Origin of the sequence: Halarchaeum grantii (assembly GCF_014647455.2) — an archaeon.
Taxonomy (GTDB): Archaea; Halobacteriota; Halobacteria; order Halobacteriales; family Halobacteriaceae; genus Halarchaeum; species Halarchaeum grantii.
Genome location: NZ_BMPF01000001.1, coordinates 691,850 through 705,312 on the forward strand (window position 1 = coordinate 691,850; position 13,463 = coordinate 705,312).

24 protein-coding genes are annotated in these 13,463 nt (G+C 66.5%); all 24 read right to left on the reverse strand.

The features are described from left to right. Nucleotides 1-116: 116 nt before the first annotated feature. From secY to IEY12_RS03815, 24 genes are read right to left on the reverse strand one after another with little or no spacing between them, the layout of a single operon-like run. The gene (gene secY, locus IEY12_RS03700) at nucleotides 117-1,571 is read right to left on the reverse strand and encodes a preprotein translocase subunit SecY (protein ID WP_188879037.1); all 1,455 of its coding nucleotides are present in this window, start codon (nucleotides 1,569-1,571) and stop codon (nucleotides 117-119) included. A gap of 3 nt (nucleotides 1,572-1,574) precedes the next feature. Beyond that, nucleotides 1,575-2,066: an uL15m family ribosomal protein gene (locus IEY12_RS03705; RefSeq protein WP_188879039.1), complete on the reverse strand. Its 492-nt coding sequence runs from the start codon at nucleotides 2,064-2,066 to the stop codon at nucleotides 1,575-1,577. Between the two features lie 2 nt (nucleotides 2,067-2,068). Further along, nucleotides 2,069-2,533: a 50S ribosomal protein L30 gene (gene rpmD, locus IEY12_RS03710; RefSeq protein WP_188879041.1), complete on the reverse strand. Its 465-nt coding sequence runs from the start codon at nucleotides 2,531-2,533 to the stop codon at nucleotides 2,069-2,071. Further along, nucleotides 2,533-3,171 carry a 30S ribosomal protein S5 gene (locus IEY12_RS03715; RefSeq protein WP_188879043.1) on the reverse strand — a complete coding sequence of 213 codons (639 nt, stop codon included), beginning with the start codon at nucleotides 3,169-3,171 and terminating at the stop codon, nucleotides 2,533-2,535. Before IEY12_RS03715 ends, rpmD begins: the two co-directional genes overlap by 1 nt. 3 nt (nucleotides 3,172-3,174) lie before the next feature. Beyond that, a complete protein-coding gene (locus IEY12_RS03720; protein ID WP_188879045.1) occupies nucleotides 3,175-3,726 on the reverse strand; it encodes a 50S ribosomal protein L18 in 552 nt (183 codons plus the stop codon). Next, nucleotides 3,726-4,175 carry a 50S ribosomal protein L19e gene (locus tag IEY12_RS03725; protein WP_188879049.1) on the reverse strand — a complete coding sequence of 150 codons (450 nt, stop codon included), beginning with the start codon at nucleotides 4,173-4,175 and terminating at the stop codon, nucleotides 3,726-3,728. The genes IEY12_RS03720 and IEY12_RS03725 overlap by 1 nt, the downstream gene beginning before the upstream one ends. Continuing rightward, complete coding sequence (locus IEY12_RS03730; RefSeq protein ID WP_188879051.1) at nucleotides 4,172-4,885, reverse strand: 50S ribosomal protein L32e; 714 nt, start codon at nucleotides 4,883-4,885, stop codon at nucleotides 4,172-4,174. The genes IEY12_RS03725 and IEY12_RS03730 overlap by 4 nt, the downstream gene beginning before the upstream one ends. 3 nt (nucleotides 4,886-4,888) lie before the next feature. Next, nucleotides 4,889-5,425, reverse strand: coding sequence for a 50S ribosomal protein L6 (locus IEY12_RS03735; RefSeq protein WP_188879053.1), 537 nt, complete (start codon nucleotides 5,423-5,425; stop codon nucleotides 4,889-4,891). Between the two features lie 2 nt (nucleotides 5,426-5,427). Further along, nucleotides 5,428-5,820 (reverse strand): 30S ribosomal protein S8, encoded by a 393-nt coding sequence (locus tag IEY12_RS03740; protein ID WP_188879060.1) that lies wholly within the window; start codon nucleotides 5,818-5,820, stop codon nucleotides 5,428-5,430. 3 nt (nucleotides 5,821-5,823) lie between these two features. Beyond that, nucleotides 5,824-5,982 (reverse strand): 30S ribosomal protein S14, encoded by a 159-nt coding sequence (locus tag IEY12_RS03745; protein WP_123075468.1) that lies wholly within the window; start codon nucleotides 5,980-5,982, stop codon nucleotides 5,824-5,826. Continuing rightward, the gene (locus IEY12_RS03750; RefSeq protein WP_188879066.1) at nucleotides 5,979-6,497 is read right to left on the reverse strand and encodes a 50S ribosomal protein L5; all 519 of its coding nucleotides are present in this window, start codon (nucleotides 6,495-6,497) and stop codon (nucleotides 5,979-5,981) included. The genes IEY12_RS03745 and IEY12_RS03750 overlap by 4 nt, the downstream gene beginning before the upstream one ends. Continuing rightward, on the reverse strand, nucleotides 6,494-7,204 hold the full coding sequence (locus IEY12_RS03755) for a 30S ribosomal protein S4e (protein ID WP_188879069.1): 711 nt from the start codon (nucleotides 7,202-7,204) through the stop codon (nucleotides 6,494-6,496). The genes IEY12_RS03750 and IEY12_RS03755 overlap by 4 nt, the downstream gene beginning before the upstream one ends. Beyond that, on the reverse strand, nucleotides 7,201-7,557 hold the full coding sequence (gene rplX, locus IEY12_RS03760; RefSeq protein ID WP_188879071.1) for a 50S ribosomal protein L24: 357 nt from the start codon (nucleotides 7,555-7,557) through the stop codon (nucleotides 7,201-7,203). The genes IEY12_RS03755 and rplX overlap by 4 nt, the downstream gene beginning before the upstream one ends. Nucleotide 7,558: 1 nt before the next feature. Beyond that, a complete protein-coding gene (locus IEY12_RS03765; RefSeq protein ID WP_188879084.1) occupies nucleotides 7,559-7,957 on the reverse strand; it encodes a 50S ribosomal protein L14 in 399 nt (132 codons plus the stop codon). Continuing rightward, nucleotides 7,957-8,283, reverse strand: a complete 327-nt coding sequence (locus IEY12_RS03770; RefSeq protein ID WP_123075458.1) for a 30S ribosomal protein S17 — start codon at nucleotides 8,281-8,283, stop codon at nucleotides 7,957-7,959. Before IEY12_RS03770 ends, IEY12_RS03765 begins: the two co-directional genes overlap by 1 nt. Next, a complete protein-coding gene (locus tag IEY12_RS03775) occupies nucleotides 8,274-8,636 on the reverse strand; it encodes a ribonuclease P protein component 1 (protein WP_188879086.1) in 363 nt (120 codons plus the stop codon). Before IEY12_RS03775 ends, IEY12_RS03770 begins: the two co-directional genes overlap by 10 nt. A 5-nt stretch (nucleotides 8,637-8,641) precedes the next feature. Continuing rightward, nucleotides 8,642-8,851: a 50S ribosomal protein L29 gene (gene rpmC, locus IEY12_RS03780; protein ID WP_123075454.1), complete on the reverse strand. Its 210-nt coding sequence runs from the start codon at nucleotides 8,849-8,851 to the stop codon at nucleotides 8,642-8,644. Then, on the reverse strand, nucleotides 8,851-9,834 hold the full coding sequence (locus tag IEY12_RS03785) for a 30S ribosomal protein S3 (protein WP_188879089.1): 984 nt from the start codon (nucleotides 9,832-9,834) through the stop codon (nucleotides 8,851-8,853). Before IEY12_RS03785 ends, rpmC begins: the two co-directional genes overlap by 1 nt. Nucleotide 9,835: 1 nt before the next feature. Next, nucleotides 9,836-10,294 carry a 50S ribosomal protein L22 gene (locus tag IEY12_RS03790; protein WP_123075450.1) on the reverse strand — a complete coding sequence of 153 codons (459 nt, stop codon included), beginning with the start codon at nucleotides 10,292-10,294 and terminating at the stop codon, nucleotides 9,836-9,838. Nucleotides 10,295-10,297: 3 nt separating this feature from the next. Next, entirely contained in the window at nucleotides 10,298-10,720 is a 423-nt protein-coding gene (locus IEY12_RS03795; protein ID WP_123075448.1) for a 30S ribosomal protein S19, read from the reverse strand. 3 nt (nucleotides 10,721-10,723) lie between these two features. Next, nucleotides 10,724-11,443 (reverse strand): 50S ribosomal protein L2, encoded by a 720-nt coding sequence (locus tag IEY12_RS03800; protein WP_123075446.1) that lies wholly within the window; start codon nucleotides 11,441-11,443, stop codon nucleotides 10,724-10,726. 2 nt (nucleotides 11,444-11,445) lie between these two features. After that, nucleotides 11,446-11,697 carry a 50S ribosomal protein L23 gene (locus tag IEY12_RS03805; RefSeq protein ID WP_123075444.1) on the reverse strand — a complete coding sequence of 84 codons (252 nt, stop codon included), beginning with the start codon at nucleotides 11,695-11,697 and terminating at the stop codon, nucleotides 11,446-11,448. Next, nucleotides 11,694-12,446: a 50S ribosomal protein L4 gene (gene rpl4p, locus IEY12_RS03810; protein ID WP_188879094.1), complete on the reverse strand. Its 753-nt coding sequence runs from the start codon at nucleotides 12,444-12,446 to the stop codon at nucleotides 11,694-11,696. The genes IEY12_RS03805 and rpl4p overlap by 4 nt, the downstream gene beginning before the upstream one ends. A gap of 3 nt (nucleotides 12,447-12,449) precedes the next feature. Further along, on the reverse strand, nucleotides 12,450-13,463 hold the full coding sequence (locus IEY12_RS03815; RefSeq protein WP_188879096.1) for a 50S ribosomal protein L3: 1,014 nt from the start codon (nucleotides 13,461-13,463) through the stop codon (nucleotides 12,450-12,452).

Genomic DNA, 13,463 nt, shown 5'->3' on the forward strand with positions numbered 1-13,463 from the left:
CGTTCATCCTCCCGGGATAAATGTCTGCGGAAACGCGCTCGACGTCGACGCTGCGACCACCGACGCCGTCGCTCAACGGGTCGAAAGAACGAGGAAGATGGGTGAACAGCGAGCCGCTAGTTGAACATCTGGCGCATCATCGGATGCATCTCCATGAGCTGCTCCTCGGCGATCTCCTCGTACAACTTGTACGTGATGGAGATCGTCAGCAGCAGCCCGGTGCCGGAGACGCCACCGATGGTGCCCATCATGTTCGCGAGGACGGCGAGCAGGCCGACGAGCGCGCCACCGATGACGGTGACCTGCGGGATGTAGCGCTCCATGACCTTCTCGATGACCCCGACGTTCTGTCGGAACCCGGGAATCTGCATCCCCGAGTTCTGGATCTGCTTCGCGGTCGACTCCGGCCCCATGTCCGCGGTCTCCACCCAGAAGATCGCGAAGATGGCACCGCCGATGACCATGAAGGTCAGGTCGGCGGAGACCCGGAGCAGGATCTGCCACGGCTCAGCGCCCGACGCCCCGCTCGTCCACCACATCCAATCCGAGGGACTGTGAATGGGGGCGAGGTAGTAGAACAGGCCACCGGTGACCTGCATGTCGGTCGTGTACTGGCCGAGCCACGTGGGCATCCCGGTGCCGAGCCAGCTCTTGAGGATCCGACCGACGAACTGGATGTTCGCCTGTAGGGCGCGTACCAGGATCATCGGCAGGACGCTCGCGTAGATGAGCTTCACCGGGAAGCGACCGCGAGCGCCCTTCACTCGAGCGTGGCTGAGCGGGATCTCGACGCGGACCGACTCCGCGTACACGACGATCGCGTAGATCAGGAGCGTCGTGAAGATCGGGAGCAGGCCGACCGTCGAGTTGAACACCACGGAGCTGAGCGTGACGCCCGAGATGTTCCCGAGCAGGACGTTGATCCAGTACGGGAAGACGCCCATCTCGCCCGTGCCGCCGCCCCAGTAGAGCAGTCCACCGACGAGGCTCTGTGAAACCCCCGCGATGATGAACAGCCCGATACCGGAGCCGACGCCCCACTTCGAGACGACCTCGTCCATGTAGAGGATGAGGACGCCACCGATGAAGATCTGGGCGAAGATCAGCCACTTCACACCGAGGGTTCCGACCCCGAGTGAGGCGGCGAGCGCGGTGTCGGCAGGCAGGAAGCCGCCGAGGAACACCAGCGGCAGCCCGGTCAGGCAGATCATCACGAGCACCAGGAACTTCTGGAGGCCCTGATAGATCGCCTGATCGCGCGGGTCGTTGGTGTCCAACCCGAGCAGGTTCGCTCCGCCGAGCAACTGGAGGACGATACTCGCCGTGACGATGGGGCCGATACCCAACTGGAGTAGCGACCCCTGGCCGCCGGCGAGCAGGCTACGGAACTGTCCGTACAGGTCGGACGCCCCTGCGCCGAGCCCCCAGATCGAGACGTTCGTCAGGAAGAAGTACACCACCAGGATGAAGCCCGTCCACGCCAGCTTGCGCTTGAAGGGCACGTGGCCCTCCGGGCGCGAGACGGTCGGCATCCGAGTGAGGTACGGCTCGGCAGCTTCCTTCCAGCCCATGGGTTAGTCCTCGTTCTCTTCGGCTTCGTCGTCCTCTTCGCTCGCGAGCTCCTCGCCGCGCTCGGTGAGGAGCGCGTCACCGCCCTCGCCCTCGATGAGGTCGACGGCGGACTCGCTGAACGCGTCGGCGACGACTTCGAGCTGGTTGTAGACCTGACCGGAGCCGAGGACCTTCACGGCGTCGACCTCGTGGCCGTCCTCGACGACGTCGCGGACGTCCACCCGGTAGCCGTTCTCGGTCTCCTCGGCGACACCCGACTCGACGTGGAGCGCGATGTCCTCGTCGAGCTCGCGGACGGTGATCTCCGCGACGTCGAGCTGCGACTTCTCCGGACGCTTGAAGCCGCTTTTGCCGATCGGCTCGTAGTTGTGGAACTCGTGCTTGTCGCGGCCGGCGCGGCCGCGCCCACCACGGTGACCGGCGCCGCGCCGGTTCTTGTGCGACCCACCGCCGTGCGTGCGCGAACCGCGCTGGCGTCGTTTCTTACTCGTCATGGTTATCGCATCCTCTCGAGGAGCTCGTCGACCTGCTCGGTCGTCTGCTTGCCGAGCTGTCCACCCTGCGACTGGGGCTGCTTGATGCCCTGATGACCGCCGCGCGGCGGGTGCAGGCGCAGCACCGGAGAGAGACCCTCCTCGCGGAGCGTCGTCTTCTCGTTGTACAGCGCGTGAGCGAGGTCGTCGACGTCGTCGTAGTCGGTGTTCTCCTCGACCCACTCGTCGTCGACGTCGGCGTCGCCCTCGAGGGGCTCGGCGCGCTTCGCGACGAGCGCCTTGACCGTCTCGAGCGACGGCTCGCCGTAGGCGACGTAGTCGTTCACCTTCGCGATCATTCCGGAGTACGTGTCCGTCTCCGGAACGAACGTCGCGTGGTTGACGCGGTGGAGATTGAGCATCGAGAGCGTGTCCTCGACGGTCTCGCGCATGTCGACCTCACCGCGGAGCTGAACGATCGCCTGCATCACTCGATCACCTCGCGCTTCTCGCGCGTGCGCTCGGGAATGCGGGCTTCCGCCGTGTTCTGGAGCGCGTTGAACGTCGCCTTCGCGAAGTTCACGGTCGTCCGGGTCTTCCCGGCGGACTTCGTCCAGACGTCCTCGATACCGGCGAGTTCGAGGACGTTCCGGACCGTCTCACCGCCCGCGAGGCCGAGGCCGCGCGGCGCGGGGATCAGGTCGACGGAGACGCTCCCGGCCTTGCCGGTCGTCTTCAGTGCGACCGTGTGCGGACGCCCACAGCCACACTCCCACGACCCACAGCCACGGGAGACGTCGATGATGTTCAGCTTCGCGACCTCGATGGCCTTCTGGATGGCACCGCCGACCTGGTCGTCGCGACCCTCGGCGTAGCCGACGAAGCCGTCGCGGTTACCGACCGCGACGACACACCGGAACTTCACCCGGCGGCCGGAGTCCGTCATCCGCTGGACCATGTTGATGTCCAGTACCTCGTCGTCGAGCCCCGGAAGGAGGTTGTCGACGATCTCGGGCTCCTTCAGCGGGAGTCCGGAGTTCAGCGCCTCCGACATCGACTCGATCTCGCCGTCCTGAACGAGGCGGCCGAGTCGCGTCTGGGGCTGCCAGCTGTCGTTGTAGCTCATTCGTTAGTCCTCCTGGATGGATTCGAGCACGTCGTCGAAGTGCTCGGGGAGTTCGGTTGCGTCGAAGTCACCGCTGTAGAGCGGCTCGTCGAGCTGTTCTGCGTAGTCCGCGATGTGCTCGCCGCGCGTGCGCGACCAGTCCGCGAAGACGGACTCGTTGTGCGGGACGTCCAGGCCGGCGTCGATGACGCCCTCCTGGATGGCGAACACCTTCGACCCCTTGGTCGCGGCGTTCAGCCCGATGTCCAGCACGGCCTCGTCGAGGTCGACCTCACGGGCGCGAAGTCCCGCGAGGTAGCCGGTCAGGTAGGCCGACGGGAGGTTCCCCGTGGGCGCGTCCCAGCCGTACTCTTCGAGGTCGGTCGCCTGTGCACTCGCGAGCGTCTCGTCGCCGTGGGGACCGGTCGCGACCAGCTGCGCCGTGACGTTGTTGTTGCTCTTTCGAGCGACAAGCCGGGGCTTGCCCGACTTGAGGAGGCGCAACCTCTGATGGTAGTCCGTCCGGACCTCGCGGCGGCGGCGCATCGGAACCTTGTATCGTGGTCCGCTAGCCATTATTGCTCACCGTATTGGTCTTCGATGTAGTTGTGCATCCGGCGAACGCTGTCGAACTCGCCACCCTTCGCCATGTTGTAGAGGTCACGGTACTGGGATGGCGTGAGTTCACCGCTGTCCCGAAGCTCACGGAGCTCCTGGCGCTGTGCGCGGATGCTGCTCTTCCACTCGTCCTTCTTGTTCTGGCGGGCGCCCGCCTTACCGCGGCGCTTGCCCGGCCCCTTGCGGTGGCCGTACGCGCGCTTCGCGTCCCGTTCCCGGGCGCGGCCACGCGAGTTGCCCTGCTTGGCTTCCGCCTGAATGGTGCCCTGCTGGACGAGGTCACGGATGTCCTCACGCGTGATGGCGTCCGCGATCTCCTCCTGGGCGGCGGGGTCGAACCAGACGCGGTTCTTCCCGACGTCGAGGACGTCGGCCGCGAGTCGCTTCTGTGCACTCAGGTCAGTCATTCTTCGACCTCCACTTCGACGTAGGTCGGGTTGAGGACGCGGATGCCCGCCTCCTCGGCCTGGTCCTCGATGGTCTCGCGCTTGCGCGCGCCGACCTTCGAGGCGATGCGGACCGCTTCCGTGTCAGGATCGACGCCGTCGAGGTCGTCCGCGTTGTGCACGCGGACCTCCTCGAAGCCGCTCGGGTGCTTCCCGCGCACCGCTTTCGGCGTCCGGAAGCCGGCCTCGACCTTCGGGCCCTTGCCCTTGATGCCCCGTCGCTGCTTCGAGAGCTGACCGCGGGGCTTGCGCCACGAGGTCGGGGTCCGCTTCTTCTTGTGGTAGTCCTGGCGGTTGAACTGCGGCTTGCCTTCGCGCCGGCGCTTGTCGAGGAGGCGTTCGGACTCCTCGTCGAGCTCCGGCGTCTTGTCGGCGTGGCCGCGCGGGCGGAGCTCCGTCTCCACCGCTTCCGCCTCTTCCTCGGCCGCTTCGGCCTCGGACGCTTCCTCTTCGAGTTCGGCCTCGGTCTCCTCGGAGACCTCGAGACCGCCGACGTCGGCCTTGATACGGGCCGCGAGCGCGTTCCCGACGCCGTCCACGTCGGCGAGGTCGCTCTGGCTCGCTGCCTTCACGTCCTCGACCGTCTCGTAGCCGGCCTCGCGGAGCGCCTCGGCCTTGCTCGGGCCGACGCCGCTGATGTCTTCGAGTTCCTGTGGTTCGTCGTCTGCCATCTATCAGGCACCTCCCTTCTCGGGCTTCTCGACGATGTAGACGCCGTCCTGGAAGACGCGCGTGTCCTTGTCGGTGACACGGGTGAGTTGCTCGATGTCGGCGGCGGTCTGCCCGACGGACTCCTTGTCGGAGCCCGAGAGGGTCAGCTCTTCGCCGTCGACCTGCACGTCCGTGTCGCCGCGGATCTGCGCGCGACGGGGCGCCTTCTCGCCGAGGAAGTTCTCGATGACCACTTCCTCATCCTCCACGTTGACCTGCATCGGGAAGTGAGAGTAGTGGACTTGCATCCGGTACTCCCATCCCTCGGTCACGCCGTGGAACATGTTCTCGACGTGGCTCTCGAACGTCCCGACCGTCGCGTTCGTCTTGGCGTCCTCGTTCTCCGATTCGATGACGACGGCGCCGTCCTCGACGGACACGCGCACGTCCGGGTACCAGAGCCGCCGCGTGACGGAGCCGTTAGGCCCCTCGACGGTCAGCTCCAGGTGGTCGACTTCCGCGTCGACGTCTCCGGGGATTTCGAGTTCTATTCGCGTCATTGTTAGTAGACGTAGGCGATGACCTGGCCACCGATGCCCGCGTCGCGGGCCTCGTAGTGACTCATGATGCCGTGGCTGGTCGTCACGATGAGCGTCCCGTAGTCCCGAGCGGGGAGGAATCGCTTCTCCCACTGCTCGAAGTCCTCAACGCCCGCCGAATAGCGGGGCTTCACGGGGCCGCACTCGTTGATGGCACCCTTCAGTTCGACCTCGAACTGGCCACCTTTGCCGTCGTCGACGAACTCGAAGCCGTCGATGTACCCGCGGTCGTAGAAGACCTCGAGGACGGACCCGATGGTGTTGGAGGCGGTCGATACCGTGTGGGTGAGATGCCCGACGCTCTCGGCGTTGTCGATGCCGGAGAGTGCGTCGGAGAGCGGGTCTTTCCCTGTCATGGTTTAGCTGTACTTCTTGAAGCCCATCGGTCGGGCGATCTCTCGGAAGCACTGGCGACACAGCCACACGTCGTACTTGCCGACGAGGCCCTGACTGCGGCCACAGCGTCGACACTCGTGGGTCTGGCCAGTCTCTTCGTGCTCGTGCTCTGCTTCGCTCATTGCGTGACCTCCACGTCGAAGTTCGCCTCGAGGAACGAGACGGCGTCGTCAGCGTTGAGGCGATGGTTCGAGGGGATCTGCTGGCTCCGCTTGTCACGCTTGGTGACGCGGTAGCCGGGGCGGACGAGGTTGACCGTGACGTCCAGCCCGAAGATCCCGATGTTCGGGTCGTACTCCTGACTCGGGAAGTCCGTGTGCTCTTCGATACCGAAGCTCACGTTCCCGGTCTGGTCGAACTGATTACGGCTGAGGGAGACGGCGTCGAGGGCGCGCTCGAGGAAGTCCCGAGCGGCCTCGTGACGGAGCGTGACCTTCGCACCGATCGGGTCACCCTGACGGATCCCGAACTCGGGCTCCGTCCGCTTCGCGGTCGTGCGGACGGACTCCTGTCCGGTGATCGCCTCGAGGATCTCCTCGGCGTTCTGGAGTTCGCGGCCACCCTGACCGACGCCCATGTGGACGACGACCTTCTCGATGGTGGGCTCGCGCATCTCGTGGAACTCGGCCTCGCTCATTCGTCATCACCCTCCTCGTCGCCGACGAACTGCTCGTCGATGACGAAGACGTAGTTCTCGACGGTCTCGAAGGCGCCGTCGTCGGTCTCGACCGTGACCGTGTTGTCGGCGCTGCCGGGCGAGACGGTGATGTCCGTGACCTCACCGACCTCGCCGGCGTGCTGGCCGGAGACGGCGGTGACGAGCGCGCCCTCCTCGTACGGGAAGTGCGCGAGCACGTCGTCGTTCTCGAGGTCGACGACGATGCTGTCGTTGCCGTTGTACTCGTCCTCCTCGACGACGATGTTGTGGCCGTTGTGCAGGTTGAGCTGCACGTCGCCGCCGGAGACGAGCGTCTTGTCGACGACCTTCGCGAGCTTGCCGTCCGCGTCGGCGGCCGGGATCTCGGTCAGGGCGAGGCGTCCCCCCTCGTCGGGGAAGACGCGGTAGTACTCTTCGCGCTCGGGGAACCCGAGGATGTCGAACATCCCGATGGGGAGCGTCACGTCGCGGACGGTGTCGCCGTTGACGAGGACGCCGTCGTGGTGGGCGGCGTACTTCGCTTCCTTCGTGGTGTCGACGTACTCGAGGACGTCCCGGAGCACGACGACGAGCGGGACGCCGGCCTCACCGTGCGGGCCGGCACCAGCCTTCGCCGTGAACGTGGCGGTCTTCCGCTCGACCGGCCACGACTTCGGAACGGAGAGTCGTTTCTGGTGGTTGCTCATTCGTTGTCACCCTCCAGTCGGGTTTCGCGCACGTCGTCGGAGAGGTCGAGCTCGGTGACGCGGAGGTTCGAGGCGTCGAGCGCCCGGGGGACCTCCTCGCCGTCAGCGGCCTCGACGGTCACACCGTCGACGTAGACGGCGGCGTCGGAGAGGTCGACGTCGGTGACCTCCGCCTCTTCGCCGGCGTCGTCGCCGCGCATGACCTCGACCGTGTCGCCCGCGTTCACGCGGACGCGGCGCTGGTCGTACTCCTCGCGGAGGTCCTCCGCGAGGTGGGCACGAACCTGCTTCTGCCGCTTGTGCAGCGGTGCGTTCTCCGTGCGGGTGCGCTGTTTGTGTGGTTGTTCGCTCATGTTATACGATCATCGTCGCGGTGCTCGCGATGCTGCCGTACCGCTCCGCGACCTCTCGCGTGATGGGACCCTTGATTTCGGTCCCGCGAGGCTCGCCGAGGTCATCGATGATGACTGCGGCGTTGTCCTCGAACTTCACGCGCGTGCCGTCGGGGCGCCGAATGGGCTTCCGCTGGCGGACCACGACGGCCTCCAGCACCTGTCGGCGCATCTCGGGCGTCCCCTTGGTCACCGAGACGGTGATCTTGTCACCGACGCCCGCCTTCGGGTGTCGGTTGTGCGTCCCCTGATAGCCGGAGACGGACGTGACCTTGAGCTCGCGCGCGCCGGTGTTGTCGGCACACGTGATGAGGGAACCCTTCTCGAGTCCGGGCGTGATGTCTGCTTTGATAGCCTCCATCAGTTCTCACCCTCCGTGAGCTCGACGACCACGTGGGATTTGGTCTTCGAGAGCGGTCGTGTCTCTGCGATGCGAACCGTGTCGCCTTCTGCGATGTCGAAGCACTCCGGCGCGTGTGCCGGAACCCGAGAACGCCGCTTCATATAGCGGTCGTACTTCGGGACGAATACGTCGTATTCGCGTTCGACGACGACGGTCTTTTCCATGGCCGTAGAAGCGACTTCGCCTTCGATGACCTGTCCTCGAGTGGACAGACTCCCGTGGAACGGGCAGTCATCGTCGCCGCAGTCGCCTTCGGGCTCGTCTACGTTCAGTCCTATCGCCATTGTGATTCGACTCCGTTTTCGGAGCGTAATGCGGGTCGTGAGAGCAGTATATCGCCATCCACCGTAACGTAGGCCGCGTCCTCGCCCGACGTGCCGCCGCACGAGTCGGGTTCGGACGCGGTCCCGGCCGCCTTGCGGTCGGCCGCGGCTTCATCTATCAGTCGGAACTCGAACGTTCTTCCCGCTTTCGGAACGCGCTTGCTTCCCGAGACAGTGTCAACCACGATGGTGTTCGTCGTCTCAGAGACGACGCGACCCGCTATACCGACCTGTGAGGGGTCAGCTGACTCGACGACCCGCACGTGCAGGCCGACGAGTTCGTGTCGTGGGAGCGTCTCGGGTGTCAGCGCCATTCCGGTTACTCCTCGAGGTCGCCCTCTTCTCGCTGAATCGTCTTGATGCGTGCGACCGTGCGGCGCAGTTCGCCGATGCGGCCCGGGTTCTCGGGTGCCCCGCCGGCCGCCTTGACGGCCTTCTCGTTGAGGAGCTCGGTCTCGAGCTCTTCGAGTTCGGCCTCACGCTCTGCGGGCGTCATGTCGCGGATCTCCTGAGTGTAGAGGATCGCCATTATTCCTCACCCTCCTCGTCGTCGGACTCGGACTCGTCGGCTTCCTCCATCTCCTCGAGGAGCTCGTCGGCTTCCTCTTCGATGTCGGCGTCGACCTCGTCGAACTCGTCGGTGTCGACGACCTCCTCCTCGAGCTCGTCGAGGGCCTCCTCGACGGACTCCTCGGAGTCGGGCGGCGACGTGGAGCTCGCGCCTTCCTCGGACTCGACTGCCTCTTCGAGGATCTCCTCCTCGGCGGCGTCGTCGTCGGCCTCGGTGAGGGCGTCCTCACCCGGGGCTTCGCCCTCGGGGCCGCCGAGTTCGCTCTCCTCGGGTTCGCCTTCGAGGAGTTCCTCGACGCCTTCGCCTTCGAGGTCCTCCTCTTCGACGATGAGGTCCTCGATGTCGGCGTCCTCGTCGATCTCGAAGTCGTCGGGCAGTTCCGCGCCCGGCGGGATGATCTTGACGTTCACGCCGATGGTGCCGAGCTTCATGACCGCGACACCCTGACCGTGGTCGACGATCTCCTCGGCGGGCTCGCCGTTGTGCTTGATGTAGCCGCGGTTGAACTTCTCGACGCGGCCACGGTTGCCGGTGACCTTCCCGCTGAGGACGATCTCGGCGCCGAGGGCGCCGGCGTCCATGATGCGGTCGATGGTCGTGTGACCGGCCTTGCGGAAGTACCAGCCGCGTTCGAGCGCGTTCGCGAGTCGGTCCGCGACGATCTGTGCGTTCAGGTCGGGCTCCTCGACTTCCTGGACGTCGATCTGCGGGTCGTCCAGGTCGAAGCGCTCCTCGAGCTGCGTCGTGATCTTCCGGATGTTCTTCCCGCCCTTCCCGATGACCATCCCGGGCTTCTCGGCCTTCAGGACGATCTGGGTGCCCATCGGCGTGTGTGCGACGTCCATGCCGCCGTAGCCGGCTCGGGCGAGTTCCTCCGAGAAGAACTCGTCGATCTGGGAGCGCTGAAGCCCCTCCTCGATGAATTCGAGTTCGTCTGCCATGTTATTCTTCCTCCTCGATGATGAGTTCGACGTCCACCTGCGGGGTGTTCCACGCGGTCGCACGGCCCATCGCGCGGGGCTTGCGGCCCTGGGATTCGCCGACCTTGTGGGCGGCGACGTGCGCGATGACCATGCTCTCGGGCTCGAAGCCCTGCTGTTCGGCGTTGTTCGAGACGTTCGTCAGGAGCTTCTGGAAGTCCTTCGTCGCCTTCTCGGGGTAGCGACCGGCGTCCCAGCCGTCGATGTCCGAGCGGTGACCGACGCCCGTGTTGTGCTGTTTGAACGGCACCGAGCGCTCCTCGTTCAGAACCGCTTCGAGGTACTCCTCGGCGTCCGCGACCGTCTCGCCCTTGATCTCGCGGGCGATGGCCTTGCTGTGCTTCAGGCTGATCGGCCGCTCGCGGAGCATCCCCTTCGCGGTGGTCTCCGGGTCGGCGTCGACGCTGTAACTGATTCCCATGGTTTACTTGAGCGGCACGAACTTCGAGGAGCGGGTCGCGCCGATACCCGCCTGCCCGTGTTCGACCGAGCTACGCGTCAGCTCGAACTCGCCGAGGTAGTGGCCGATCATCTCCGGCTGCACTTCGACGCGCCCGAACTCCTGGCCGTCGTAGACGGCGAAGGTCAGGCCGACGAACTCGGGAAGCACCGGCATGTCGCGCAGGTGCGTGCGGATCGGGTTGTTCGCCGTTTCCTCGGCGTCGCGCTCGCGCGCCTTCTCGAGGACCTTCTGGTGCTCCTCGGAGAGCCCACGGGTGATGGTTCGCCGCTGTCGAGCGGGGAGCAGTTCCGCGACGTCCTCCAGGTCCATTTCCTGGAGTTCGTCGAGGTCGTAGCCGCGGTAGGTGAACTCACCCTCGCGGCCGGTTCGGTATTCCGTACTCATGGGTTACTTGTTGCCTCCGCGACCGGTGCGTCGGGAGCCGATGTCCCCGACCTTCCGTCCGGGCGGCGCGTTCTTCGAGACACTCTTCGGGCGACCGGGGTGCTGGCGGCCACCGCCACCGAAGGGGTGGTCGACGGCGTTCATCGCGACACCACGGACGCGCGGCCACTTCGTGCCACGCGCCTTCATCTTGTGGTGCTTGTTGCCGGCCTTCACGAAGGGCTTCTCGGTGCGGCCGCCACCGGCGACGACGCCGACGGTGGCGCGGCAGTCCGGCGAGAGGCGCTTGACCTCACCGCTCGGGAGCTGCACGACCGCGGCGTCGCGCTCGTGCGTGATGAGGTCCGCGTTCACGCCGGAGGCGCGAGCGAACACGCCGCCGTCGCCGGGCTGGCGCTCGACGTTGCTGACGGGGACCCCTTCCGGGATCTCCGCGAGCGGGAGCGTGTTGCCGGGCTCGACGGACGCCGAGATGCCGACCTCGAGCGTGTCGCCGACGCCGACGCCCTCGGCGGCGAGGACGAGGCGCTGGTCGCCGTCGTCGAACTCGACGCGCGCGACGGGAGCGCTCCGTGCGGGGTCGTGCTCGATGTCGATGACCTCGCCGGAGAGAACGTCGCCCTCGGGCTTCTTGTGTGACAGTTCCGCCTTGTATCGGTGCGAGGGGGCGCGGAACGTACTGGTCCCGCGACCGCGTCGCTGTCCTTGAATCCTGCGTCCCATGTTCAGAACACCCCGATGCGGGAGGCGACGTCTTGGGCGTCGTCCTCCTCGGAGAGCGCGACGATGGCTTTCTTCGTGCCGTCCATCGTCACCTGCGTGTTCACGGACTCGACGGTGACGTCGTACTGCGAGGCGACTTCCTCGCGGACGTCGGTCTTCGTCGCGTCGATGTCGACGACGAACTGGAGCTTGTTACCGAAGTCCATGTCGTTCATCGCCTTCTCGGTGACGAGCGGGTACTCGATGACGCTCATCGCTCGGCCACCTCATCGAGTGCGCTCTCGGTCCAGACGGTGAGTCGACCGGCGTGCGTGCCGGGCGCGAGGTCCTCCGCGTTCACTTCGGCGGCGGTCGCGACATCGACGCCCGCGAGGTTGCGGGCGGCCTTCGACGGACCGGTCTCGCTGGAAGTGACGAAGAGGACGGACGTGGGCTCGCGGTACTTGCGGCCGCGGAGCTTGCCCTGTCCGGCGCGGACGGTCTTGCCGTCGTCCGCGCGCTCGACGTCGGCGTGCGCGCCGACGGCCTTGAGGAAGGAGACGACCTCCTTCGTCTTCACGAGGTCCGCGAAGTCGTCGGAGACGACGAGCGGGAGTTCGAGGTCGTCGTCGAACTCGTGGCCGCGCTCGTCGACGAGCTCGGGGTCAGTGGTCGCCGCGATGGCGGACCGGACGGCGAGCTTGCGCTCCTTCTTGTTGACCGTCTGCCCCTGGTCTTTCTCTGCTTTCGGCGGGTGCGCCTTCCGACCGCCCACGGTCTGAGGCACGCGGGCGCCACGTCCGTTCGTGCGGGGGACGTGGGCCATGCCGCGGCCGCTACCCATGGATTCGGCGGGGGTGCGCAGACCCGCGTACTCGTCAGCGCCGTACTTCTGTTTTCGGTTGGCCTGAGCGGCGAGGACCGCCCGACGGATGAGGTCGGGGCGGTACTCCGTCTCGAAGACCTCCGGGAGGTCAGTCGAGCCGGAGTCGTCGCCGTCGAGGCCACGGACTGTTGCCTGCATGATTTAGCCCTGGTTCGACGCGGTACTCACGTAGCGCACCTCGGGATCGAGGCGCGGCGATTCGTTCGGGCGGATGGCCGGCCGGAAGCGCAGGAGGCGCTTCTCGGGGCCGGGCAGCGAGCCCTTGATGAGGGCGTACTGGCCGGAGACTTCGCCGTAGTTCGGGAAGCCACCCTCGGCGTCGACGTCCTCGCCCTCGCCGAAGTCGACGAGGCGCTTGTTGAGTTCGGTGCGCTGGTGGTAGCCGGTCTGGCCCTGCTGGGGAACGGTCGAGCGAACGCGGCTCGGGTTCCACGGGCCGAGGTTGCCGATGCGGCGAACCCAGCCCTGGCGCTTGTGCTTGCCCTTGCGCTTCTGGACGCCCCAGCGCTTGACCGGGCCCTGGGTGCCCTTGCCCTTGGTGACGCCGGAGGCGTCGAGGAACTCGCCGGCGCGGAAGACGTCGCCGAACTCGTGCTCGCCACCGTCGGCGAGGAGTTCGAGCGCGAAGTCGGCGCGCTCGTCGAGCGAGCCGCCGCCGACGCGCGTCTCCATGACGTCGGGCTTCTTCTTCGGGACGCCGCTGAGGCTCGCGGGAGCGGTGTGGGTGACGACGCGGAGGTCGTCCACCTCACCGTTCGCCACGAGCTCCTCGATGGCGCCGTAGTCACCGCGCGCGGCCTCAGCGGGGACGTCGAGGGTCCGGTCGAGGTCCGCGTCGAGGTCCTCGGACCAGACTTCCGTGATCGGCTTCTTGCCGTACGGGGTGTCCTCGTACGCCCGCACTGCGGCGGCGCGCATCGGGGGTGTTTCGACGACGGTGACGGGGACGGACTGCTCCATGCCCTCGGTGGGGGAGTTGGACTTGTCGTCCACCATCACGACGTGAGTCATGCCTGCCTTGTACCCGGCGAAACCCTGGAGTCCCGGCTGGCCGTCGTCGTCGGGCCAGCTGTTGAAGCGCGGGACTTCACTCGTCGCGCGCTTGCGGGGTCCGAACCCCAGAGAGCCTTTGCGTGGTCGGTTTGGTTGTGGCAT

Bases quoted from the DNA above. Each gene is read 5' to 3' on its own strand.
- secY (WP_188879037.1), bottom strand. From the start codon at position 1,571: ATGGGCTGGAAGGAAGCTGCCGAGCCGTACCTCACTCGGATGCCGACC.
- IEY12_RS03705 (WP_188879039.1), bottom strand. From the start codon at position 2,066: ATGACGAGTAAGAAACGACGCCAGCGCGGTTCGCGCACGCACGGCGGT.
- rpmD (WP_188879041.1), bottom strand. From the start codon at position 2,533: ATGCAGGCGATCGTTCAGCTCCGCGGTGAGGTCGACATGCGCGAGACC.
- IEY12_RS03715 (WP_188879043.1), bottom strand. From the start codon at position 3,171: ATGAGCTACAACGACAGCTGGCAGCCCCAGACGCGACTCGGCCGCCTC.
- IEY12_RS03720 (WP_188879045.1), bottom strand. From the start codon at position 3,726: ATGGCTAGCGGACCACGATACAAGGTTCCGATGCGCCGCCGCCGCGAG.
- IEY12_RS03725 (WP_188879049.1), bottom strand. From the start codon at position 4,175: ATGACTGACCTGAGTGCACAGAAGCGACTCGCGGCCGACGTCCTCGAC.
- IEY12_RS03730 (WP_188879051.1), bottom strand. From the start codon at position 4,885: ATGGCAGACGACGAACCACAGGAACTCGAAGACATCAGCGGCGTCGGC.
- IEY12_RS03735 (WP_188879053.1), bottom strand. From the start codon at position 5,425: ATGACGCGAATAGAACTCGAAATCCCCGGAGACGTCGACGCGGAAGTC.
- IEY12_RS03740 (WP_188879060.1), bottom strand. From the start codon at position 5,820: ATGACAGGGAAAGACCCGCTCTCCGACGCACTCTCCGGCATCGACAAC.
- IEY12_RS03745 (WP_123075468.1), bottom strand. From the start codon at position 5,982: ATGAGCGAAGCAGAGCACGAGCACGAAGAGACTGGCCAGACCCACGAG.
- IEY12_RS03750 (WP_188879066.1), bottom strand. From the start codon at position 6,497: ATGAGCGAGGCCGAGTTCCACGAGATGCGCGAGCCCACCATCGAGAAG.
- IEY12_RS03755 (WP_188879069.1), bottom strand. From the start codon at position 7,204: ATGAGCAACCACCAGAAACGACTCTCCGTTCCGAAGTCGTGGCCGGTC.
- rplX (WP_188879071.1), bottom strand. From the start codon at position 7,557: ATGAGCGAACAACCACACAAACAGCGCACCCGCACGGAGAACGCACCG.
- IEY12_RS03765 (WP_188879084.1), bottom strand. From the start codon at position 7,957: ATGGAGGCTATCAAAGCAGACATCACGCCCGGACTCGAGAAGGGTTCC.
- IEY12_RS03770 (WP_123075458.1), bottom strand. From the start codon at position 8,283: ATGGCGATAGGACTGAACGTAGACGAGCCCGAAGGCGACTGCGGCGAC.
- IEY12_RS03775 (WP_188879086.1), bottom strand. From the start codon at position 8,636: ATGGCGCTGACACCCGAGACGCTCCCACGACACGAACTCGTCGGCCTG.
- rpmC (WP_123075454.1), bottom strand. From the start codon at position 8,851: ATGGCGATCCTCTACACTCAGGAGATCCGCGACATGACGCCCGCAGAG.
- IEY12_RS03785 (WP_188879089.1), bottom strand. From the start codon at position 9,834: ATGGCAGACGAACTCGAATTCATCGAGGAGGGGCTTCAGCGCTCCCAG.
- IEY12_RS03790 (WP_123075450.1), bottom strand. From the start codon at position 10,294: ATGGGAATCAGTTACAGCGTCGACGCCGACCCGGAGACCACCGCGAAG.
- IEY12_RS03795 (WP_123075448.1), bottom strand. From the start codon at position 10,720: ATGAGTACGGAATACCGAACCGGCCGCGAGGGTGAGTTCACCTACCGC.
- IEY12_RS03800 (WP_123075446.1), bottom strand. From the start codon at position 11,443: ATGGGACGCAGGATTCAAGGACAGCGACGCGGTCGCGGGACCAGTACG.
- IEY12_RS03805 (WP_123075444.1), bottom strand. From the start codon at position 11,697: ATGAGCGTCATCGAGTACCCGCTCGTCACCGAGAAGGCGATGAACGAC.
- rpl4p (WP_188879094.1), bottom strand. From the start codon at position 12,446: ATGCAGGCAACAGTCCGTGGCCTCGACGGCGACGACTCCGGCTCGACT.
- IEY12_RS03815 (WP_188879096.1), bottom strand. From the start codon at position 13,463: ATGCCACAACCAAACCGACCACGCAAAGGCTCTCTGGGGTTCGGACCC.